Source organism: Pedobacter caeni, from assembly GCF_900129215.1.
GTDB classification, from domain to species: Bacteria; Bacteroidota; Bacteroidia; order Sphingobacteriales; family Sphingobacteriaceae; genus Pedobacter; species Pedobacter caeni.
On the sequence record NZ_FQUQ01000001.1, the window covers coordinates 335,801 to 357,423 of the forward strand.

Below are 21,623 nucleotides of genomic sequence, written 5' to 3' on the forward strand. Positions count from 1 at the left end.
CATCAATTTCTCATAATTCTCTCATTCCTCATAAACTTTCCTTAATTTTCACAACATATTATTTGGAAATGAATAGCTGGAAAGATTTACAAGATATTTTACTCAAATTCAGAAATGAAAGAAACTGGGAGCAGTTTCATAATCCAAAAGATCTTGCGTTAGCATTGTCTATAGAAGCTGCGGAATTGAATGAGCTCTTTTTATGGAAAAAACCAGAGGAAGCAGATGTAGAAAAGATTAAGGATGAACTAGCGGATGTTTTCGCATACGCAATTCTACTTGCTGAAAAATATGATCTTGATATCAACGAGATCGTGAAAAATAAGGTTGCTAAGAACGCGGGAAAATATCCGGTCGATAAAGCTAAAGGGACTTCTAAGAAATATAACGAACTATGAGGTTGTACTCTGGCACATCCACTAATTTTATAGCGCTAAACGTTAATAATCAAATTGCGAATTTGTTGAAAGAAGAATTCTTCAAGCAATTCGGCTATAAACCGTCGCAAAGTGAAGTGATGTCATGGAGAAATTCTTTGTTTCGCTTGTCAGATATTTTGGAACGTGCAAACCTGACAGACCAGGGAGTAATGGTTGAATATAAATTGCCGCTTAGTGGAAAAAGAATTGATGTAATTATCTGTGGCAAAGATGAAGATCAAAAGAAAAATGCAGTAATTGTGGAGCTTAAACAGTGGGAAACCTGTTCTCTCACCGATTATGACAGCGACTATGTGGTGACTTGGGTAGGTGGTGGAAACCGTTCTTTGCTACACCCAAGTGTTCAGGTAGGGAATTATATGTATTATCTGCAGGATAACAGTACGGTTTTTTATGAAGGTAGCGAACCTATAAAACTTTCGGCATGCAGTTACCTACATAATTACAGCATTAGTAATAATGATGTGCTTACAGACCAACGCTTTCAAAACAGTATCAGCCGTTTTCCTTTATATGCAAGTGAAGACCGTCTAGCTTTATCTGAATTTATTACAAAAAAAGTAAATTCTGGAGACGGAATGTCTATCCTTGCTGAGATTGAACAAAGCAAAATGCGACCGTCCAAAAAGTTACTCAAACAAGTTTCGACTGTCATAAAGCAGAAACTAAAGGGCGAATTGAAATTGTTCGGTACAGTTAAAACCAAAGGCGATTATATCCTTCTTGATGAACAATTGATTGTTTATGATACTGTAATGAGTATTGTTCGTAAAGGATTGGAACATAAGCAAAAACATGCGGTAATTGTAAAAGGAGGCGCTGGTACAGGCAAATCCGTAATAGGTTTGCAACTGCTGGCAGATCTGGCGGCATTAAATTTTAATACTCAATATGCAACAGGTTCAAAGGCTTTTACTGAGACTTTACGTAAAATACTAGGCGATAGTTCAAAAAGTTTGTTAAAGTATTTTATGTCATATGGTGAAGCGGAATCGAATGAGATTGACGTGCTCTTAATGGATGAAGCGCATCGGATCAGAGAGAAGACCGGATATCCATTTAAAGCAACAGGTAAACCACAGGTTCAGGATTTGCTAAATGCAGCGAAGGTTTCCGTTTTTTTTATCGATGACTTTCAGGCCGTACGTAAAGGTGAGATTGGATCTTCGGGTTTCATTAGAGAACAAGCTGAACTCGCAGGCTGTAAAGTTTATGAATATGATCTGGAGGGACAATTTCGTAATGGTGGATCTGAAAGATACAGTGAGTGGATTGATCATACGCTGCATATCAGGAAAACAGCGACTTCGGAATGGATAAATGAACCTGACTATGAATTCCACATAATGGATTCAGCAGAAGTGTTAGAAGAGGCTATAAGGGCAAAGGTTGAGCTTGGGTATACTGCGAGAGTAATGGCTGGCTTTTGCTGGCCCTGGACTAAAAAATTGGATGACAATGGTGATTTGATTAAAGATGTAGAGATTGGCGATTATAAGCGACCATGGAATGCGCAAGAAGGATTAACCGGAATGCGTAAGGGAATCCCTAAATCGCAGTTCTGGGCCTATGAAGACGGAGGAATTAATCAGATCGGTTGTGTTTATACCGCTCAGGGTTTTGAATTTGATTATGCTGGAATAATCTTCGGAAAAGACCTGAGATATAATCCTGATATTGCGGAATGGGAGGGATTCTCTGAATGCAGCTATGATGGACAGGTTAAAAGTAGTGTGGATTTCCTTCAGCTAGTAAAGAACACTTATAGAGTGCTTTTGGGGAGAGGTATGAAAGCCTGTTATGTTCATTTTATGGATAAGGATACGGAAAGGTATTTTAGAAGCAGAATAAGAAAGAAATAGAGAGAATAGACTCTGTTGTCAAGTCACTTTATAATTGCGTCTTATGATTTCGGATGTTACGGTTTACCATAATAAATAACTGTGTTTAATTGAGTAATTTGTTTCTCAGTTAATAGAATAAAAATTCTTTGATAAAATTGACTTACTCTTAAAAAAAATGATCGGATTTAAATTAAGCATTCTCATAATAGCTTCCACTTTATTGTTGTCCTGCTCTGATAATGATAATAAAAGCTCAAACGCAAGAACTGCTGTGCAGACACAGCCTGCTTCTTCAGCTTCAGCCGACTATAGCTTGGCTGAACCTGGTGTTCAAAGCTCCAGTTTCTTGCCAACAAGACACGAGGAAACTATGACTAAGGAAAAGAAGTATAACCCTGACGGGTCGGTTACAGTAACAACTATAACTACAGATGGCTTGGAAACAAAAAAAACTGAAGAAACTTTATTTCCAAATGTTGATGCCAGTTCAGGCATAACTAACGAAAAACAATATATTACGGATAATTTTTCCGAGGCGCATGATTATGCCAGGAAAGCGTATTTAAACGCTACAGATGTTGAAAACGCAAACGATTACCTGAAGAAAGCAATGTCGTATTTTGAAGATGCTGAAAGCGATGCCAACGAAGTAGATTGCGACGATGCACAGTCTTCTGCGGCAGATGGATATAGTTATGCTAAAAAGGGCTACAATGAAACAGATCCAGGCGAAATTGAGCGTTATGCTAAGAAAGCAATGAATGAGGCCGAAGAAGGTAAGAATTCAATGGAAGAATGTCAAAGAAAAAATCAAATGTAATTTTAAATATGATAGATTATGCGCTCACAAGATCTCGAAAAATCCCGTCAATTTATTGATTTAGAAAGCTATTACCGAATTGAGAAATTAAGAGTAGCAAAGAATTACAACAGAGCAAAGCATAGAGGATTTACTGATAAAAATGATTTTGCAGACTGGTTTATAGACCAACTTGAAGCTTATAATTGCAAATGTTTTTATTGCGAAACCTCTATTCATGAAATAAAGCGGCTTATTGATGCTGGATTGCTAAAACAAAGGAATACGAGGTTTGGCCATCGGGGAAAAATCCTGGAAGTAGATAAAAACGACAATGACTATACAAAAGAACAATGTGTTTTATCATGTTATTACTGCAATAATGACAAAAGTTATACTTCTGACAAGGATGACTATAAGGAACATTTTGGTGCAAATAGACATATTTATTTTAGGGGATTAATTGATAAACTTAATGCAAACAATGTTTGATGAGCTAAGTAAGGGTAAAGAGAAAGGAAATTTCTTTTTTAAAACAAATGCTTGCTTATCATAAAGCAAGCAATATTTATAAACGAATAAACGAAACGTATCTCATTTATGTCAAATACACACACTGTATTTACAGATATTCAAACTGTAGAAGGACTTTTATTTGGGGAAGAATTGTCCATCCCTGAATATCAAAGGCCATATAAATGGTCAGCAAAAAATGTTAATCAGTTAATTGATGATATATTACTATTTTCAGATAAATCATCTTATCGAATAGGCACTGTAGTTATTCATGCCGATGGAGATAAAAGAAATATAGTGGATGGCCAGCAAAGAATCTTTACCCTAAGTCTGATTGCTGCTGAGCTGTTAAAAACGGAAGTTGGCGCTAGGATGGGAGGTCATAAAATAAGCCAACTGAGTATTGCTAAATACAATATCATTAACACCATCAGCATTTCTAATCTGAAGCAAAATCTATGGGTTGTGAAGGCGAGAGTAAAAGAATTTAACGGGGATCAAATCGAATTCTTCTTTCAGAAATGTGAATTGGTTTATATTGAACTAAATGATATTTCTGAAGCCTTTCAGTTTTTTGATTCACAAAACTCCAGAGGTCGAGATTTAGCCCCACACGATTTGTTAAAGGCATTTCATTTAAGAGAGATGGCTCAGGTATCTGAAAAAGACAAAATAAAATGCGTGAATTATTGGGAGGATATTTCCGATAACTTACCTAATATTTTTGGTAACTACCTTTTCAGAATAAGAAGATGGTCCAAAGGGAAGAGGGCCTTAGCATTTACAAAAAATAACATTTCAGTATTTAAGGGGATTAGTGTTGATGAGGAGAAACTATTTAATTTTGAAATGCCTTACCGTATAAATCATTTTTTTACGGATCAATATAACCAAGATGTTGTTCGTAAAATTGATGGTTTGAAAAGCAATTTTCCATTCCAAATTGATCAGGTCATTGTAAATGGTAAACGTTTTTTCGAGTACGTTCATCATTATGCTAATATTATTAAAACAATAGATAATAGCCATGATGAGAAACATTTTAAAAAATCAATTCAAAAATATCTGGGAGACGGTGACGTGATGGCTCATCGCATTTACAAAGACTTAAGGACTTATAAGGACAGATTTAGGCAAGGCGATAGGTATGTTCGTAATTTATTTGATTGCTGTACGCTATACTACCTGGATAAATTCGGTGCTGTTAAGTTTGAAGATGCAATTGTTAAATTTTTTATTTGGAGTTATGCTATTCGGTTAGAGCAGCAATCTGTTTATCAGGTAACAACCGATAATCATGCTATTAGCAGTCACGGGATGATAAGAGTCATTAGAGAGGCTATACACCCAAAGGAAATTTTACATAAAAACTCAGATCCAATAGAATATGTAGGGGATGATAAAGCTGTAAAAGGAATTGAAGGTATATATGAATTAATGGAATTAGTACACATTTTTAGGAGTTAAGATGGATAATATCGATAAGCCGTTGGAATTAACAATTGAGGCAGTCTTTCAAGATGATCAATACATTATTCCACTTTACCAAAGAAATTACGCTTGGGAAGAGAAGGAAATAAATCAATTAATACAAGATATTTGGGATTTTGCATCTGATGATTTAGAATCCAATTACTATATCGGTTCATTGGTTGTTCACAAACGTAAGTTAAATGACGACATTAAGGTTGTTTATGAAACGATTGACGGCCAACAGCGTCTTACCACATTAAATATTTTGCTTAGTGTAATCAAAAATGAATTTGGTTTTGATGTTCCTGTAAAACATTACGAAAAATTAAAGTTTGATAGTAGATTGCTCTCTACTGAGACACTCAAACGGCTTTACTATGGAGAGGTAAATAACAGCGGTCCAAAAAATCCAAGTATGGTGCAAGCTTATGCTATTATACTTAAAAAATTAAACGAACATAGTGAAATTGAGATTAATCAGTTTTATTATTATCTGTTAAATAAAGTTGTGATACTCAGGGTTGAAGTGCCTAAAGACACGGATTTAAATCATTATTTCGAAATAATGAATAACCGTGGGGAACAATTAGAGAAACAAGAAATTCTCAAAGCTAGTTTATTAGCACATTTAATGTATGATGAAGAAAGTTCACTTGCATTCTCCATGATTTGGGATGCCTGTTCCAACATGGATAAGTATATGCAGCTAAATTTTAAAAAGAAGTATCGTGATGCGGTTTTTTTAGAAGGCGACGAAAAGACCTGGGATTATTTGCCGGAAAATTTTGAAGAATTTAAGCAGTACATACTTCCCGTAAAGAATAAAGAGGTAAATACAAAAGAGAAGCTAGAAGAGCTAAATATCATAAGCCTATTGACGGGCGAATTAAAAGACAATATCCAGAGTTATGAGGACGATGACAATGAATTTGAGAATGTAACCTTTAATTCGATTATCGGGTTCCCGAATTTTTTGTTACATGTTTTAAGGGTTTATAGTCAGGAAGATATTCGACTGGATGACAAAAGATTAATTAAGACTTTTGAACGATATATTGATAAACAGGCTGATAAGGTTCAGTTTGTGAAAGATTTTGCATCAGCACTTTTAAAATGCAGGTTTTTGTTCGACAAATACATTATTAAAAGGGAATTTAAGCACGATACTGATTCCTGGAGTTTACAAGCTTTGAGAATTACAAAAAGCAGAAAGCAACTTAAGGCTTATTATACTAAATCTTTCGAAAGCGAAATAATTAATAAAAGAATTTTAATGTTACTCTCAATGTTTCATGTTTCTTTTCCTCAAATTATATATAAGCATTGGTTGTCAGGTGTTTTAAACTTTTTATACAATCAAAGTAACTTAGATATAGAAGGGGAGGTGTATGCATGCCATCTTGAAAAATTATCAAATGCATTTCTCTTTGATCGATTTGGCAAACAAGAAGTCGAATATTACGATATCATTTTTAAAAATCAATGTGAATTAATCAATAAGGCGATTAATGAAGATTTACTCCATGTAGGTACGAATGTTCAAAATTTCATATTTAACAGATTAGATTATTTGATATGGCGTTCAGAGACACTAGAGAAAGAGAAAAGATTCAATATCATGAATATTGAATCTTTTGAATTTGCTTTCAGAAGTTCAGTAGAGCACTATTATCCCCAAAATGCTAAACCAGGTGCAGTTAAAATACTCGTAGGAAAGAATTATATCCATCAATTTGGAAATCTATGTCTGATAAGTCGAAGTAAGAATTCAGAGTTGAGTAACTATTCTCCGCTAGCTAAGGCAGAACATTATGAACAATCGTCGACTATTGAAAGTTTAAAGCAAAGGTTGATGATGCGTAAAAGAGAAAATTGGGATGAGCAATCTATATTAGAACATCAGAAAGAAATGATTGATTTGTTGATTAAAAAAGGTGAGTTAAATTAATACGTAGCCAGGCTCTCCAGGAAAGGAGTTTTTACCTTGATGACCTTATATCAGATACTAACTAATAATTGATTATGTTCTTTAAAATAACTTTTTTTTCTTCACCTGCATAAGTGTTTTTTATTATGGATAAAGCTATAATTGGCACAATCCAGTGCAGGAGGCATTTCCTGTTATTCACGGACGGTATTTGCAAACGGGGTTAATGAAACCTTTTGACAGGCTGCCTGCCCGTGCGGAAGCTTTGGTTCGCCCTGAATTCTGGAAATTATCCCAAAACCCTGCAGGCGAATACATCTAATTCAATACAAAGGCTTCCGATATCCGGATAAAATACAGGCTGGAAAAAGGATGCCAGCTATTATGATTATCGGTAAATATAGAATGGCTTCAAAAGTACAATGAAGAACTAAAAATAATTATATTTAACCCCGAAATTAATAACAAAATATGAGAAAAATTTTACACGGACTCAGTATTGTAATTCCTATGCTTTTGGCTTGCAACGGTAGCGATAAAGTTGAAAAAAAAAGTGAAGATAACCGTCTTTTAGATTCAATAAAAAAAGATTCAATAGAGGTTGCAAAAAAACACAAAGTTGATGAAAACAAAGTGATTGGTTCTATAGTTTTTGGTATTTCAAAGGGAGAATATAATAAGCGGGAAACAGCATTTTTTAAAGAAACAAAATACAAGCCTTGGAGTAACAGCGATCTTGATAGAAACAAAATCGGCGACTATAAATTTGAAAGAATAACGCCTTTTTTTAATGAAAATAAGCTTTATAAAGTTGTAGTGCATGGACGTTTCATCCATTACGAAGAATATAATTCAGAAATGAATGAGCAGGTAACCGCCTTAAAAAGAATGTTAGTAGGCAAATATGGAGAACCTCGCGAAGGCCAAGGCGCACCAGAATGGCATACGACCGAAGAAGGCTATACCTATTTAGCTTATCGCTGGGAGATTGGAGCTAAAACTATCGAAATGCGAGTATTAAATGATGGTTTAACTTACGAGTTGCAACTGCATGTTTTTCTACCAGCTATTGTGAAGGCGTTAGAAAATGCCGAGGCCGATAAAAAAATAGAAAATGCAGAAAATGCAAAAAGTGCGCTCTAACTATAATTGTAAATTATTACGGCCCCGTAAATAACGGGGCTTTTTTATATGATATCTTTTTTAGTCTGAGCTTAGAATGTTTGTCGTCTTTGTAACAAGAGGTGTGTCACGAAATCTATACAAAGCAAAATACTATACTAACTTAGCAGAGCGAAATGCGAATACTAAAACGTCTGGTTTGAGCTATCACAATTGTTTAGGTATTGTGGCGCGGAATACCTGGTTAGATAAATTTATGAAAAGGAATAGAGATGACCTCTAATCATGAAACATGTACTGCTTTTTATTTTATTGGCAATCATTAATTGTAATGCCAATGCTCAGGTTACGATGGTCGTAAGAAATGATGTCACTATTATACTCAACGCTATGTTAAAAATGACATGGATTGGCAGATCTTACGCATCCTAGAATTATAGTACAAATGGGAGGTAAGGAAAAAGCGATTGTAGGTATCAACGCCGCGATTGTGGAGATGAAAAGTAGGGGGATGAGTTTTAGTAATGTTTCAATCGGGAAAACAGGTAAATTTTATACCAATGAAAAAGAATTGTACTGCGTTGTCCCTCAGGGAATAACCTTGAATAAGGAAGGTGGCTATTTTAGCAGCCTCTCTTCATAGCCAAGATCAAGGTGAAACCTATAAATTTGTGTCCGCCGATAATATTGGCCGGGATAGGTTGAAGATCATGTTTCCTGAATTGCCAGATGGACTGGAGGTTTTGCCGCAAACTGATCCCGTTTTACATAAGCAGTAACCTGTTTACAAGTAGACAATTAACTGTTATTCCCTCTCATTAAACGTGACATAAAATATTAACGAGCTTACCAAAAGGATCTCTGACGTAAAATCTTTTTACTCCCCAGGGCTCAACTACCGGACCATAGTCAATAACAAATACCGCTTCTTTTGCACGATTTAATGTTTCTTCGAAGTCATCTACTTCAATGGACAGATCTGGTGTTAATGTTCCTGAACCACCTTCTGAAGCAAAACTTACCTGAATACCCATGTTTTGATCAATTCCATAAGTTGTAATCCAGCCATGATCCATTAAAATTTCCAGACCTAGTACATTCTTATAAAACATCTCAGCCTTAGTTATATTATCTGTATGAATATTTGCAACAATTCTTTTAACCATAAACTAAAATAAGAATTAATTCCTAATCCTATCTGTCCAAAATATTAAGGTGTAAACTTATGTAAGTAATACCTGAATTGTCCGTACACTCTCCGGTGTTGGAAGGTATTTGAGAGGTAATTGGAAGACATCTGAGAGGTAGTTCCGTAGTTTTTTAACCTTCCAACTACCTCTCAACTACCTCTCAATTACCTTCCAGATAAGTGGTTATTGTAATAATATTTTAAGGAAATTATACTTCAGCTATTTCTATTAAAAATTAGTAAATCCTTTTATTAGAATTATTAATATTTATTTGTAAATACATATTGCTTCAATTGGAATTTTATTGACTAATGAAAAACATTAATTATTTGGAATTTTAATTTCAAATTTTTATTTTGGGTTGTTATTATTTATCTACAAAATATTTTTAACCTGCAAGTGCGACTTTGAATTGCGTTTGACTCGGTTTTTATGTTTTTACTGGTTATTATTTAGATTGATTTTTGCCTTTTATGTACTTTTTTCTCTTGCGCGCTATTATTTGATTTTTTGCTAGACTGTTTTTGTTGATGAAGGCTGATTATTCAAATCCTGGTGTTTTAAAATTGTTTCACCCGATAATAAAAAATATAATCAGTTCACCTAAATCAATATCATTATGGCAATACAAAAAAAAGGACACGCTATTGGAAAGCTTGGACAAACGGTTAGCTATCTCCTAAATGGGGAACTTGTGACACGAACAATTGGTATCACAGATAAGAAGCCAACTAAACCACAATTAACATTCAGACAAAAAACTAAAATCCTAAATCCATTTTTAAAAAAGGTCACTGAATTCATTAACGTAGGATTTGAACTCGAAGGAGTCAAAGAGAGTAAACAACCTTATGCAATTGCATTTGGTCATAATCTGGTTAATGCCTTCAAAGGTACATATCCTAAAATGAGCATTGATTTTGAAAAGGTAAAACTCAGCTCCGGCAGTATGCCCTTGGTTTCCGAGATCAAGGTAGAAGTTGTAAATGAAGGCTTTAAATTTAACTGGAATCCGGATTCTGTAGAATTAGGTATGCACTGGACAGATCAGGTAATGTTGCTGGCTTATTTCCCCAAGCTTAAAAAAGCCATGTATATCACCGGTGGTACGAATAGAGATCTTGGAACTTGTCTACTTCCATTGTACACTATCAGTCGTGGACATGTAGCAGAAACCTATCTTTCCTTTATCACTAACGATCACAGAAACATTTCCAACAGTATTTACACTGGCCAATGGCTTTGGTGAATTTGCTGATTTAAAAATCAATCTAATCCCTATTTTATGATTTTAAGATCCATCCTACATGTACTCAGACAGATTCTAAGTCTGCAGACAGAGAATACCAATAGACTTTTAGACCAGATTAATAGCTATAAACCTATTCATGCGGAAGAGGTGTGGCTTCATACTGAAGACGTAATGCATCTATTTAAAAAAAGCGAAAAGACCATTTACAATTGGCGTCGAAAGGGGCAACTCCGTTATAAAATTATTGGAGGAACTGCTTATTATTTAAGATCCGATATTTTTCAAATCTTAAATAAAGAATAATCCTTCCTGATTTTAAGGGCATTGATGCCCTAAATAAATATTGTAACAGTACTAACTTATTTTAAACGTTCTCATTATGCATCGCACCATGTTATTTAATCAAATGATAGAGGTTATGCAGCGATTTTATCCAATATCATCTGCATTAATTTTACAGCTATCACAAGTCATACATTTCATTGATTATAGAGCAGGATATACCATTCTCAACTATAAGGAGATTCAGAAATTTATATGGTTTCAACTCAAAGGCACTTCAGCAGAAATGACCAGAGACATAGTAAATTCGGGGGAATTTGCGAGTTGGTTTTGGTTTGTTGGAGATTTCATATACACTACACCAGGCTTCTTTAGTCAGCAGCCCTCAGAAAGTGCTATCGTTATCCTTGAAGATAGTAGTTTTATCTATATTTCAATTGAAGATTTCACGGCATTAAAAAGACAGTTTTTGGAAGCCGAATCACTAATTGAGAAGCTTAGGGACAATTATAAAGTGCTTAGAACCCAACATGCAGCAGATATGAAACGCACTGCTTTAGAGCGGGCCAGGAATCTCTGTCATAACCATCCTCATCTTTTGAAAATTTGTTCAAGGAAGCAACTGGCCAGCTTTTTAAGCATGTCTCCGGACACGCTTACAAGGTCTTTAAAGAAGTTGACCAATTAGACAACAGAATGATAAAGTAGCTAATTACCCGACAACAATCGTATCATCATCCGACTGTTGTCGGATAAATTGCCTGGAATTGTCCGGAACTTTAATGTATGATTTAAACAATACAAAGTGATGGAAATGAAACAGTCAGTATACCAGATTCTTTTATCAGTAGTCTTTATCCTGTTTTGGCTGTATTCAGCAGGGTTTAAGCTTTATGATTTTGGGGCATTTAAACAAGAAATGCATAGACAGGTTTTTCCAGCTGAATTAAGCAATCTATTGAGTTTTACTGTGCCTGCCTCGGAAATTATAATTGCTGCTTTACTGGTTAATGCCGTGACAAGAGGGATAGGCATGATACTTAGCTTTTTGTTAATGTTGGCGTTTACAACCTATACTGGTCTGGCCTTATTGGGTGTGTACAGTACCACACCTTGCAATTGTATTGGCTTACTTGGAGAAAAGGCTAGCTGGGGTGATAATTTTATGCTCAACCTGGTAATAACTCTAATAGCCACTGCAGGGTTGATATTAACTTTTAAAGATTGGAAAGGAGGAAAAAGGGTATGAATGTATGAGATTTCAAGTCAAAATTATCAAAGAAAACAATGTAAAAACAAAAAAACAGTTATGAATATAATTAAAAAACTGCCCTTGATGGCCTTCGTATTAGGTCTCGGGCTTATGATATCAATGAGCTCATTCAAAGAAGAAGTGAAAGAGCCAGCTAAATATGATCAGAATGCCAGTTATGCGTTTGAATATAACGGGCCAGATTTTAACCAAGCTAGTGTGGAGCTGGCATCGAATTGGGTGTATGTTGCCAATACAGATCTTTGTAATGGAGCGAAGGTTAAGCCTTGCAGAATACAGGTTTCGGAAGATTACGTCAATAATCCCTCAACTTCTCCAGCATTAAAGAGTATCATTAACATCAGTGCGGAACTGAACACGCTTCATGGTACTTATTATGTCAAAGGGTTAGATGATCCTACTGGGTTGATTTCTAACAAGCCCAATTAGGTAAATCAAAAAAAGAAAAGGGTGGGCGAGACACTCTCCGAGAAACATAGACGTGAAGTCTATTAAAAACCTTCTAACTGTTTCAGTTTAGAGGGTTTTTTCATTTTAATCATATCATTGAGAGCATAGGCTACTGTTTCATTATCGAAATATCTTACCGATTCTACCAGGATTGCTTGTTCAAATCTACTGCTATAAATATGTTCAAAAAATATGTGTTCACGATATATGAACAAGGAAGGAGAATACAAGAGTTCTGTCATTGGCAAATGAAACGGCAGTCTTTAAAAAGGCATAAGTTCAGCATGGCAAAAAATAGCTGGATATTCTCTGGTCAGCTTTTTTACATATACCTCGCTTTCTGTAAATGGTAGGGTTATTAAGTATGTAGACCATGTAAGTGATAATAATAAATTCAAAATTGCGGTTGACCTGATAAGGTCTAGATATAAGATACAAAAGGTCTTAAAGCATAATGAAATGCTACTTTAACTAATTTTCACAGCTACGTCCAGAATATCATAATAAGTTGCGTACCAGCAATTATGGCCAAACCGGTTAAACGAATATATAGCTATATCTTTTTCATTTGTTAAAACTGTAGGCACTTTGTGAGGATAAATGGCACCAAGGGCAAGTGTCTTAATTAGGAAGTGAACATCATTTACTACGAGAGATTGATCATTTTCACTATACACATCAGGTGTGTATTCGATTTTTTGGATTTCAAAACTAGCATCGGTAACTTTGATAAACGCCTTATAGACAACTTCTCCGGTCCAACTTCTGGTAAGGTAGATAATGTTGTCCCATCCGTAGATATCCCATTTATCCTCCATACAGTTTGCTTTATAAGCAGCTCCTTCGATTTTTGATCCGTTATGTGGATAGACAAGGCTGACATTAATAGTTTTGCTTTTAGGTATTTTAGTATTAATCAATTCTCTTCCAATGCTATGCCTTTGCTTATTGAATAATTCAGCCACGTATTTCTCTTTAGTGAACGAAAGCATATGTTGTGTGAAACTTCTGATATCGAGAATTTGCTTATTAAATGGATTATCTTTTCCTACCTCATGCCAGGTAAATTCATATTCCTGATCATGGTTTTGGAAGGTTTCTGGCTCCTTTACTTTCTTTTTAAATAGTCCAAACATGAGAGAGGGGTTGATTAGGCAAATATAATTTAACTATTTAATTAAAATCTAGAATTCTGTTGTTATCATTGTAGAAGCACTAAATTACGCTAGTAACCTGACACAAATTATGTGGGAAAGTAGTTGTATAAAGACCGATAAAAAGAAGATGCCAGTTCGGAGAGTCGCGTAGTCTGGTATCACGCCTGCTTCGGGAGCAGGAGGTCATATGTTCGAATCCTGCCACCCCAACAACATAGATATCAAATTCTATCAAAAACCCTCTAAATGTCATAGTTTAGAGGGTTTTTTCGTTTTAGTCAGTGTGCCCTATTCTACACCCTCTTTTTTTCTTGCATCATTGTCCTGATAGAAAATGTAAAAATCACTGTTTGAATTTTTTATTTCACCACCTGTTTGGTCGTCAAATTTTACTGCTCATTTTAACAAAAAATCTAAAGAGGGCATAAAAGTGGGTAATCCGACAAAAGTGATCACCTATTCCGGTTTTAACCTGACGAGCTATTCCGCTCCAAACTGACCATCTGTTTTCGGGCCAAAGTGGCCATTTTGACCCATACAAACCAATTTTACCATCTAGGTATGGGATACATGGATCTTTTGTAAAACCGCAAATTCTGACTCCTAACCAAATCACAAAGTATAAGTAAGGGTTACGATCATTTATAAAAATTGCACAGCTTAAAACGGCTTATTTAAGCTGATGGAATTTAGATTTAAGATCGGAAGCTTAGTAATGGAATTAAATGGCTCCTGGGGAATCAGGAATTCTATTTTGATATTTTAAGAGGTAAGATTCAAGGGAATAAGAAAAGAGATTGGTAAGATTTAATTATATTTGATCATGCTTTGATAGCATTCTCTACCCCTCTCGGCAGAAAGATTAGTGGCCAGTTTGGCCCGGAATGAGGGGGGGCACTTTCCCCGAAATATACACATTTGCAGCAGTTCAAGATAGAAAGTCGAATTTGCACCTTTCACAGTTATAAGTAAATGAGACCAGGCACATTGTAAATCCAAAAATCAAATCAATTAAGAGTACTCAATCTAGCCAGCACTCACTAACTCCCATTGGGATCAGCTAATAAAGGCAAAATAGTGTACTCCATTAATTTTGAGTAGGCAACAGCAGCTTCGTACTCTTTCAACTTATCAATAAGTTCATTATGGGAAAGCCAAAAATCTCCGAGTATAAAAAAAGTAGTGGCTAGTGATTCCCATATTTCATTAGGAAGGTCAGATCGAAAATATCCTACCGAGACCATCTTACGAAAAATTAAAGCGAACTCAGCTTTCCTTCGTTTCACCAATTCACGATAAGCAGCCTGAATAGAAGGCACCCTTTTTCCAATCTCAACAAAATTTAACAGTATAAATCGATACTTATATTCAATGCTAAACGATTGTAAATAGACGCTTTTTAAACTTTCACGATCGATAGCTCCTGATTGCTTAAAATCCTTTATCAATTCATCAAATGCAGCCACCAAGCGGTTATATAGCTCCTTTACAATATCATCAGTATGCTTAAAATGATAGTGCAGGTTTCCAGGGCTAATAGAAATATGTGCAGCAATATGACGTGTACTAACGTTAATACCCTTACTATTATATAATTCGAGGGCCCCGTTTAATATTTTCTCTTTTGTGTCCATAGGTTCATTAACTATTTTTTCGATTTTGTGAATTTCCCAATTTTTGATTGATAAATTCTGATGACCGTAATAATAAAATACACCGCCGGAGAAGTATGCGATTACGTCACCCCAATCTCCAACATTATAGCTTGTAACATGTGGCAATAAACCTTCAAATGCTAGTGATGTACAAAGTGAAAAAGTTAAAATCTGCGGCAGCGAGTATTTCCTTAAGTGAGTACTGCTGAACAGCATGTTCCCAAGTATTAATGAAAAATGCACAACTACCGGAACAAAGACAAAGTCTGTTAGCCAATTGTTGAGCCAGCCAATATAATAACCAGTATCTCTGCAAAACCGAACAAAGAACCAACATACCCAATAGCAAATAAAAAGCCTATCGAAAACGTTTATCACTAATGCATAAATGAAGCTGCAATTAAAATAGCCAAGGTGCCGCATATCAATAGTGTAAGAAAAAGCCCAAACTCAAGATTCTTTTGTATCCTCACATATTTATTATCCGCCGTATCTAAAGGCGCGATCGTATCTCTCAGATACTGGTATGCGCGCTTTAATCTGCTTTTTTTATCAGTTCCCATGTTATATATCAATAAAAATCAAATATGCGAGAAAAATTCCGAAATTAGAACATTAGTTCTAATTGATAGGAACAAAAAGTATGGTACCCGCCGCCTTGAGCTCGTTGGCAGCCCGCCAGGTCCACCTGATGTTAAACGAGACGAAAAATAAATTTCTGCCCAGGCAGTCTGTTACTGGATAAAAAACAAATTACTTTATCCAAAGAGGATAAAAATCCCGAAAGTAAACAGCGAACTCAAAAAAAAAATGCTGGATGAAGCAGTAAATTGCGCGTAACAAACCGGTCAATATTAAATCGCGTCCCTATATTAAACAACAGCCATCCCAGGACCGTCCATTACTTCAATTCGATAATTAGCCTGTAGCGGGATTTCGGATTGTTTACAATGTGCATATTTCGGTAAAAGTGGTTCTTCCCCACTTTTGGTGGTAGGTTCAGCGCCTTACCGAAAATGGATAATCTGTGCTCCTTTAGGGTACGTCACGAACTTTTTTTTTAAAGAATTGCATTTGAATTAATTTCACCACCAAAAGTGGGGAAGAACCACTATCTGCGTAATAAACAGAAAGCACGTTATGAAAATTTGCCCATTATCTATTAGTATAAATCTATTGCTAGTTACAGATACCAGGGAGCGTTAGAAGACCGCAACAGACGGCGTGAACTACGAAATGCCATGTATGCTGGTATTCATGCAAGAATTGATTTGCCGGAACAGTATAAATCGAATACCTATCGGTTTACTTATTTAAAGATCGCTGCCAGTATTCTGCTTATTGGAAGTGCCGGACTTTGGGGCTGGTATAAACCATGTCAAATACTATTTAAATGCTGATGTTGAACTAGGTTCGAATCCCCGCGGATCACAAGAAGCCTCAACGAAAGTTGGCTTTTTGCTTTAATAGTTTTTTTTCAAACAAAGGCAAAAAACTGATTTTAAGCTACTGTTTGCAACCAATGGTCAATAACTTGAATATATTTCATATTTTTGGGTTGACCAATAACATCTAGCCATCCATACAAAATAACAGCATGTTATACTTCACCAGTATTGCAATTTCTTTATACTTGTTCGTACTATTAGCAGTTAAGCCTAACAAAATAACTGCAGATAAACTACTCATGATTTGGCAGCTGGTAGCAACGCTTCACTTAGCCAGTTTATATTTACAGGTTTCAGGAAACTATTGCCAATTCCCCAATTTAATAGGCTGGGGAGATATATTAGCACTTGTGCATGGGCCTTTTTTGTATCTATATATCCTTCATCTAACCACACCGATAAAATTTAGCAAGAAAAAGCTACTTCATTTTTTACCTGTTTCTTTTGTCTATCTTTTATGGATGTCTTTTTTGCTACAAAACCCAGAACAAAAGCTATGGCTTTATGACCAGGGCTTTTCCTCGCCTTACTATAAAACCATTGGAATCATCACCAATATTTGCATAATCATTTCGGGAATTATTTATGTATCAGCCGCAATTGTTCTACTGCATCGATATAAGAAAAAAATAAGCGAAGAATTTTCAACTACGGGTAAAATCAGCTTGAATTGGCTGCGTTACCTGATTGCAGGCATCGCTGGAATTTGGGTCTTTGTTATTTTCTATCCTACAGCAGAGAGTATCTATTTCAGTGCCTCGTTGTACATCTGCTTCATCGGTTTTTTTGGTGTACGCCAACAGCAAATATTCAAAACCGACAATGCCTCATCCCGCTCTGCCGCTGAGCATCCAAACCTTTCTACTCAAAAAGAAAACCTGTCAGAAGAGCCCGCTAACCTGGCATTAATGCTCAATAAAATAAAATACGACTGGTCTTCACTTACGGATGCCGAAGCTGAACGTATTTTCCAGCAACTTAACAGGATAATGGCACAAGAAAAACTATATAAAAATGTGGAACTTACACTAAGTAAGTTAGCCGAATCCTTAAAGCTAAAAGATGCTGTGCTATCGCAAGTGATCAATTCTAAATTTAACAAGAGTTTTTACGACTATATCAATTCACTTAGGGTAGATGAATGTGTAAAAATGATTGCTGATGAAAAAAACCAAAACTATACACTGCTATCGATAGCTTTTGATTGTGGCTTCAATTCTAAATCTTCATTCAATCGCAATTTTCGCAAATTCACGGGTAAATCTCCTTCAGATTTTTTCAGAAAACCAACCGACCTAACATACCACAAGGCGTTGTAGGTCCTCCGTTTTCTTATTATTGCTCAGTTATTTCTTCGCTGTAATAGGTTTATTTGAAAAGCGATTTATATTATTTATTGTCAAATATTTAAAGTGTTTCACCACTTTAAATAACGCATTATTCTAAATCAATAAGAGGTGCCACGAAGCCTCGTGGGGCGATTGATATTTCTCAATGTTTCATTTTTGCATTCAAAACACTGGAGTTTTAAATAATAAACCATGAAACAAAACTTATTTTATTTGCCACAATGACTTCTACAATGATTGTTAACAATGTATCCTATAAAAAAAGCGATGCTGACGACTCTGCTAAGGCTTACCTAAAAAATACAAGCATTGAGTATAAGTGTACCCTAGCTTTTGGCACTCCTAGCGGTTTAGACATCATTTGCACGAATGAAAGTACAGGACTTTTTAAAATAACCAGTAGTTAAATCAATAATGAATACACAGAAAATCACCAAAATCAGTAGTCAAATTTATGTCGGTTTTTCAATCTTCAGTATCGCTTATGTTAGTGTTTTGTCAATTTATAATCCGCAGGGAACTATGGATTTGGTGGCTACGCGATTATCTAATACAGATGCCATAAGTTCCATGAGAGGTATATATGGTGGCGTTGGTTTAGTTATTTGCTTCTCTCTGGTTCACCTTTTGTTAAAGGATGTAAAAAAGGCGCTCATTTTTCTTTCATTGTTTTGGTTAGCCTATTCTATCTCTAGATTGATAACAATCTTGGTTGATGGGCCTTTGGGCGAATTTGGTTCGCAATGGTTGGTCATAGAGTCTACTTTAGGCATTTTGGCTTTAGTATTATTGCTGTTTTACAGACGCTTTAGATAATAGGTTATCAATACTTCTACTACACATGAAAAACAATTAAATAATAACAAATCTTAAAAAAACAATTATGAAATCAATCTCAAAAAAATCTTTATTAACAGTTATGGTCATGTCACTAGGTATTTTGTCTTTAGCATCATGCAAAAAGAAATCTGGCGATCACCCGGATAACGGGAATAAAATTTCAATGAAAATGACCGTTACAGTAACAGGAGCTGATCAAAACGATCAGGTAGATTTTCAGGTAAGTGCCGGAAACCATGATGCAAGCCAGTACGGAGCGCCTGTTTGGAAAATGAATGGCACTTCGCAAGGTAATCAAAACAGTATAATAATAGACGAGAAAAGTTTTATAGGCACCACAAAAACTTATGTGTTCGAAACCGTAAAACCATTTGATTATGGAGGATTGAACATTAGTGTCTCCAATTTAGAGGGGGGTGGCCCGATAACTGTCAGCTACAAAGCTGAAATTAATGGCAAGGTGGAAACGAATGAAAATGTGGTGGTTGCAGTAGACCAATCTCATAGTAAAACACTCACATATGGATCAAATAAATAAGTCTAATTGATGAAGTCGGTTCATCGATAAAAAGAGCCTGTATCATAAATAATGATCAGGTTCTTTTTTACCTTTGTTTCTGGTTGACTTTTAGCTTTATTGTTTTTTATATTTCAGCAAAAGTGACGCAGAACCACTTTGTAGCGGAATCGAGACGTACTATACAGGGGACTATCCACAAGTCAATACCATTCGACAACATAGATCTGGAATTGAAAAACAACCCTTTTCATAATAGGTTCAAATAAGAATTCTTAAAATCAAATAGCTCATGAAGGTGCTAATGTTCGTTACAGCATTTCTTTTGTATCTGCGTTTCCGCCACTGAAACAAAAATTGTAATAAGAGTAAAAGCAAAAGATGCAAAGTTCATAGGTAGCTCCTGGCGGTGCTTACGTAATCATCAGGAACAAGGTAAATCAGCAGATTTTAGCGGAAGGCAAGACGACTGGCAGCACGGGTAATACAGATCTGATCATGAAAGGTCCCAAAATCAATGACGCTGCATTATATTGCCAATTTAAAAATGGTATTTCAAAAAATATATGATGCCTTAACACCAGGAGGCCAATTTTTGTTTTCTATAGAACACCCGATTTGCACTGCAACATTGCAGACTTTAAATGGGATGCAGAATAAGCCCAATTACGCAATCGAAGACCCACGTAAACAGGATTGGTTTGTAAAAGATGTCATAAAATACCATCGTAAGGTCTCTACCATTGTAAAAGAAGTGCTGGAAGCTGGTTTTATTTTAATGAATCTGCAAGAGCCTACACCAGATGCAAGACTTTTAGAACAACGTCCAGATTTTGAAAAACATATTCAACATCCGCCAATTTTAATTTTAGATACTTTAAAACCCATAAATTGAGTCGTAAAAATATTGCACAGACGACTGCATGCAAAAGTAATTTAAAGTTTTAAATACAGTAGATATGAATATAAAAGTAGCGGAGACAATCGAACAGAAATCGTTTAAGAAAATTGCTAAATTACTCTTTGAGTATAATTTAAGTAAAACACAAGAGTTCCAGAATGAAGTTAATAAGCCAATTGAGATAATAGTACGAAATGAACGAAATCAAATAATTAGAGGTCTTTATGGACGCTCAATTTGGGGAACATTAGAAATAAATACATGCGTTGTAATACCCCAAAATAGAAACGAAGGAATTGGGCAAAAATTAATAATAGGAGCAGAAAAAGAAGCAAAAAATAGAAATTGCAGATTTATCAGTTTGAATACTTTTTCATTCCAAGTACCTGAATTTTATGAAAAACTTGGATTTGAAAAAATTGGAATAGAAACAGATTTCCAAAAGGATTTGAAAAATACTATTATCGTAAAAAGATATAAAAATCAACTATTGACTAACGTTTCAGATGTTGGGAAGAAGCGATAACAATGAACATTTATCATTATTCATTGAAAAACTCATTATATGTTATACCAAGAAATAGCAACTAAATTAATCCAATTAGCAGAAAATGATTTATCTATAAGACAGCGGTTGTTAAATAGAGGAGAACTGTCTAAAGGTTATCATCCAGAAATGGAAGCTGTACATAAAGCTAATAGCAAAGAATTAAAAATAATTATTTCTGAAATAGGTTATCCAACTGTAAATAAAGTAGGATATAAAGCTAGTGACGCTGCTTGGCTTATCATTCAACATGCTATTAGCGAACCAGATTTTATGCAAGAATGTTATTCTTTGATGTTAGAAAACAGACAAGATATCGCTCCAAAAAATATTGCATATTTATATGACCGAATCCAAGTATATAAAAGTAAACCTCAGAAATATGGAACACAAATGATCAGTAGAGATGTACTTTTTCCTGTAGAAAATCCTTTAAAGATAAACATCTATCGATCAAAAGTTGGCTTACCAAATTTGTCTGATGAACAAATAATGCTCATTCCTAGTCGTGACCAAATTCAGCTTATAGATAGTCAGGACAAAGACTACAATGTTTGGAGAAAAAAAACAGGGTGGATATAAAATAAAATTAGTTCAGAGAATTAAATTCAAGCACTTTTATTCCTTTTTAAAGAGGCCAA

General features: G+C 35.2%; 22 protein-coding genes and 1 pseudogene. 20 read left to right on the forward strand and 3 right to left on the reverse strand.

Annotation, left to right across the window (positions count from 1 at the left end):
• The first annotated feature begins 68 nt into the window (after window positions 1-68).
• From BUC20_RS01275 to BUC20_RS01315, 9 genes and pseudogenes are all read left to right on the forward strand, one after another.
• Window positions 69-398, forward strand: coding sequence for a nucleotide pyrophosphohydrolase (locus BUC20_RS01275; RefSeq protein WP_073226397.1), 330 nt, complete (start codon window positions 69-71; stop codon window positions 396-398).
• 65 nt (window positions 399-463) lie between these two features.
• Window positions 464-2,302, forward strand: coding sequence for a DUF2075 domain-containing protein (locus BUC20_RS01280; RefSeq protein ID WP_159441028.1), 1,839 nt, complete (start codon window positions 464-466; stop codon window positions 2,300-2,302).
• A 157-nt stretch (window positions 2,303-2,459) separates the two neighbouring features.
• Window positions 2,460-3,104, forward strand: a complete 645-nt coding sequence (locus tag BUC20_RS01285) for a hypothetical protein (protein WP_073226403.1) — start codon at window positions 2,460-2,462, stop codon at window positions 3,102-3,104.
• 18 nt (window positions 3,105-3,122) lie between these two features.
• Window positions 3,123-3,575: a hypothetical protein gene (locus BUC20_RS01290; RefSeq protein ID WP_073226406.1), complete on the forward strand. Its 453-nt coding sequence runs from the start codon at window positions 3,123-3,125 to the stop codon at window positions 3,573-3,575.
• 108 nt (window positions 3,576-3,683) lie between these two features.
• Window positions 3,684-5,066, forward strand: coding sequence for a DUF262 domain-containing protein (locus BUC20_RS01295; protein ID WP_073226409.1), 1,383 nt, complete (start codon window positions 3,684-3,686; stop codon window positions 5,064-5,066).
• A gap of 1 nt (window position 5,067) precedes the next feature.
• The gene (locus tag BUC20_RS01300) at window positions 5,068-7,020 is read left to right on the forward strand and encodes a DUF262 domain-containing protein (protein ID WP_073226411.1); all 1,953 of its coding nucleotides are present in this window, start codon (window positions 5,068-5,070) and stop codon (window positions 7,018-7,020) included.
• 151 nt (window positions 7,021-7,171) lie between these two features.
• A pseudogene (locus BUC20_RS33660) lies at window positions 7,172-7,321 on the forward strand (SGNH/GDSL hydrolase N-terminal domain-containing protein); the annotation flags it as partial.
• Between the two features lie 149 nt (window positions 7,322-7,470).
• On the forward strand, window positions 7,471-8,142 hold the full coding sequence (locus tag BUC20_RS01305; RefSeq protein ID WP_073226414.1) for a hypothetical protein: 672 nt from the start codon (window positions 7,471-7,473) through the stop codon (window positions 8,140-8,142).
• Between the two features lie 388 nt (window positions 8,143-8,530).
• Complete coding sequence (locus BUC20_RS01315) at window positions 8,531-8,764, forward strand: hypothetical protein (protein ID WP_143166658.1); 234 nt, start codon at window positions 8,531-8,533, stop codon at window positions 8,762-8,764.
• 175 nt (window positions 8,765-8,939) lie between these two features.
• Here BUC20_RS01315 and BUC20_RS01320 read toward each other — a convergent pair whose 3' ends face one another.
• On the reverse strand, window positions 8,940-9,287 hold the full coding sequence (locus BUC20_RS01320; RefSeq protein WP_073226422.1) for a VOC family protein: 348 nt from the start codon (window positions 9,285-9,287) through the stop codon (window positions 8,940-8,942).
• Window positions 9,288-9,930: 643 nt separating this feature from the next.
• Between BUC20_RS01320 and BUC20_RS01325 the strand changes: the two genes are divergently transcribed.
• From BUC20_RS01325 to BUC20_RS01345, 5 genes are all read left to right on the forward strand, one after another.
• Window positions 9,931-10,560 carry a DUF6266 family protein gene (locus BUC20_RS01325; RefSeq protein ID WP_073226425.1) on the forward strand — a complete coding sequence of 210 codons (630 nt, stop codon included), beginning with the start codon at window positions 9,931-9,933 and terminating at the stop codon, window positions 10,558-10,560.
• A 36-nt stretch (window positions 10,561-10,596) separates the two neighbouring features.
• Entirely contained in the window at window positions 10,597-10,866 is a 270-nt protein-coding gene (locus BUC20_RS34430; protein ID WP_073226426.1) for a helix-turn-helix domain-containing protein, read from the forward strand.
• Between the two features lie 76 nt (window positions 10,867-10,942).
• On the forward strand, window positions 10,943-11,533 hold the full coding sequence (locus tag BUC20_RS01335; protein WP_143166659.1) for a Crp/Fnr family transcriptional regulator: 591 nt from the start codon (window positions 10,943-10,945) through the stop codon (window positions 11,531-11,533).
• Window positions 11,534-11,653: 120 nt separating this feature from the next.
• A complete protein-coding gene (locus BUC20_RS01340; protein WP_073226432.1) occupies window positions 11,654-12,094 on the forward strand; it encodes a MauE/DoxX family redox-associated membrane protein in 441 nt (146 codons plus the stop codon).
• A gap of 123 nt (window positions 12,095-12,217) precedes the next feature.
• Window positions 12,218-12,547, forward strand: coding sequence for a hypothetical protein (locus tag BUC20_RS01345; RefSeq protein WP_143166660.1), 330 nt, complete (start codon window positions 12,218-12,220; stop codon window positions 12,545-12,547).
• A gap of 488 nt (window positions 12,548-13,035) precedes the next feature.
• Here BUC20_RS01345 and BUC20_RS01355 read toward each other — a convergent pair whose 3' ends face one another.
• Complete coding sequence (locus tag BUC20_RS01355; protein ID WP_073226439.1) at window positions 13,036-13,704, reverse strand: hypothetical protein; 669 nt, start codon at window positions 13,702-13,704, stop codon at window positions 13,036-13,038.
• A 1,061-nt stretch (window positions 13,705-14,765) separates the two neighbouring features.
• Window positions 14,766-15,596 (reverse strand): TetR/AcrR family transcriptional regulator, encoded by an 831-nt coding sequence (locus tag BUC20_RS01360; RefSeq protein ID WP_073226442.1) that lies wholly within the window; start codon window positions 15,594-15,596, stop codon window positions 14,766-14,768.
• 1,381 nt (window positions 15,597-16,977) lie between these two features.
• Between BUC20_RS01360 and BUC20_RS01370 the strand changes: the two genes are divergently transcribed.
• The 6 genes from BUC20_RS01370 (at window position 16,978) to BUC20_RS01395 (ending at window position 21,564) form a co-directional block, all read left to right on the forward strand.
• Window positions 16,978-18,147, forward strand: coding sequence for a helix-turn-helix domain-containing protein (locus BUC20_RS01370; protein WP_073226448.1), 1,170 nt, complete (start codon window positions 16,978-16,980; stop codon window positions 18,145-18,147).
• Window positions 18,148-18,591: 444 nt separating this feature from the next.
• Entirely contained in the window at window positions 18,592-18,993 is a 402-nt protein-coding gene (locus tag BUC20_RS01375) for a DUF4345 domain-containing protein (protein ID WP_073226451.1), read from the forward strand.
• Between the two features lie 67 nt (window positions 18,994-19,060).
• Entirely contained in the window at window positions 19,061-19,555 is a 495-nt protein-coding gene (locus BUC20_RS01380) for a hypothetical protein (RefSeq protein ID WP_143166661.1), read from the forward strand.
• Window positions 19,556-20,051: 496 nt separating this feature from the next.
• Window positions 20,052-20,429: a hypothetical protein gene (locus BUC20_RS01385; protein WP_073226456.1), complete on the forward strand. Its 378-nt coding sequence runs from the start codon at window positions 20,052-20,054 to the stop codon at window positions 20,427-20,429.
• A 64-nt stretch (window positions 20,430-20,493) separates the two neighbouring features.
• Window positions 20,494-20,961: a GNAT family N-acetyltransferase gene (locus BUC20_RS01390; RefSeq protein ID WP_200800868.1), complete on the forward strand. Its 468-nt coding sequence runs from the start codon at window positions 20,494-20,496 to the stop codon at window positions 20,959-20,961.
• A gap of 39 nt (window positions 20,962-21,000) precedes the next feature.
• The gene (locus BUC20_RS01395; protein ID WP_073226459.1) at window positions 21,001-21,564 is read left to right on the forward strand and encodes a DUF6624 domain-containing protein; all 564 of its coding nucleotides are present in this window, start codon (window positions 21,001-21,003) and stop codon (window positions 21,562-21,564) included.
• Window positions 21,565-21,623 lie beyond the last annotated feature (59 nt).

What these genes read in the sequence shown, in the direction of transcription:
- BUC20_RS01275 (WP_073226397.1), top strand. Translation starts at nt 69, where the DNA reads ATGAATAGCTGGAAAGATTTACAAGATATTTTACTCAAATTCAGAAAT.
- BUC20_RS01285 (WP_073226403.1), top strand. Translation starts at nt 2,460, where the DNA reads ATGATCGGATTTAAATTAAGCATTCTCATAATAGCTTCCACTTTATTG.
- BUC20_RS01290 (WP_073226406.1), top strand. Translation starts at nt 3,123, where the DNA reads ATGCGCTCACAAGATCTCGAAAAATCCCGTCAATTTATTGATTTAGAA.
- BUC20_RS01295 (WP_073226409.1), top strand. Translation starts at nt 3,684, where the DNA reads ATGTCAAATACACACACTGTATTTACAGATATTCAAACTGTAGAAGGA.
- BUC20_RS01300 (WP_073226411.1), top strand. Translation starts at nt 5,068, where the DNA reads ATGGATAATATCGATAAGCCGTTGGAATTAACAATTGAGGCAGTCTTT.
- BUC20_RS01305 (WP_073226414.1), top strand. Translation starts at nt 7,471, where the DNA reads ATGAGAAAAATTTTACACGGACTCAGTATTGTAATTCCTATGCTTTTG.
- BUC20_RS01320 (WP_073226422.1), bottom strand. Translation starts at nt 9,287, where the DNA reads ATGGTTAAAAGAATTGTTGCAAATATTCATACAGATAATATAACTAAG.
- BUC20_RS01325 (WP_073226425.1), top strand. Translation starts at nt 9,931, where the DNA reads ATGGCAATACAAAAAAAAGGACACGCTATTGGAAAGCTTGGACAAACG.
- BUC20_RS34430 (WP_073226426.1), top strand. Translation starts at nt 10,597, where the DNA reads ATGATTTTAAGATCCATCCTACATGTACTCAGACAGATTCTAAGTCTG.
- BUC20_RS01335 (WP_143166659.1), top strand. Translation starts at nt 10,943, where the DNA reads ATGCATCGCACCATGTTATTTAATCAAATGATAGAGGTTATGCAGCGA.
- BUC20_RS01340 (WP_073226432.1), top strand. Translation starts at nt 11,654, where the DNA reads ATGGAAATGAAACAGTCAGTATACCAGATTCTTTTATCAGTAGTCTTT.
- BUC20_RS01345 (WP_143166660.1), top strand. Translation starts at nt 12,218, where the DNA reads ATGAGCTCATTCAAAGAAGAAGTGAAAGAGCCAGCTAAATATGATCAG.
- BUC20_RS01355 (WP_073226439.1), bottom strand. Translation starts at nt 13,704, where the DNA reads ATGTTTGGACTATTTAAAAAGAAAGTAAAGGAGCCAGAAACCTTCCAA.
- BUC20_RS01360 (WP_073226442.1), bottom strand. Translation starts at nt 15,596, where the DNA reads ATGCTGTTCAGCAGTACTCACTTAAGGAAATACTCGCTGCCGCAGATT.
- BUC20_RS01370 (WP_073226448.1), top strand. Translation starts at nt 16,978, where the DNA reads ATGTTATACTTCACCAGTATTGCAATTTCTTTATACTTGTTCGTACTA.
- BUC20_RS01375 (WP_073226451.1), top strand. Translation starts at nt 18,592, where the DNA reads ATGAATACACAGAAAATCACCAAAATCAGTAGTCAAATTTATGTCGGT.
- BUC20_RS01380 (WP_143166661.1), top strand. Translation starts at nt 19,061, where the DNA reads ATGAAATCAATCTCAAAAAAATCTTTATTAACAGTTATGGTCATGTCA.
- BUC20_RS01385 (WP_073226456.1), top strand. Translation starts at nt 20,052, where the DNA reads ATGACGCTGCATTATATTGCCAATTTAAAAATGGTATTTCAAAAAATA.
- BUC20_RS01390 (WP_200800868.1), top strand. Translation starts at nt 20,494, where the DNA reads ATGAATATAAAAGTAGCGGAGACAATCGAACAGAAATCGTTTAAGAAA.
- BUC20_RS01395 (WP_073226459.1), top strand. Translation starts at nt 21,001, where the DNA reads ATGTTATACCAAGAAATAGCAACTAAATTAATCCAATTAGCAGAAAAT.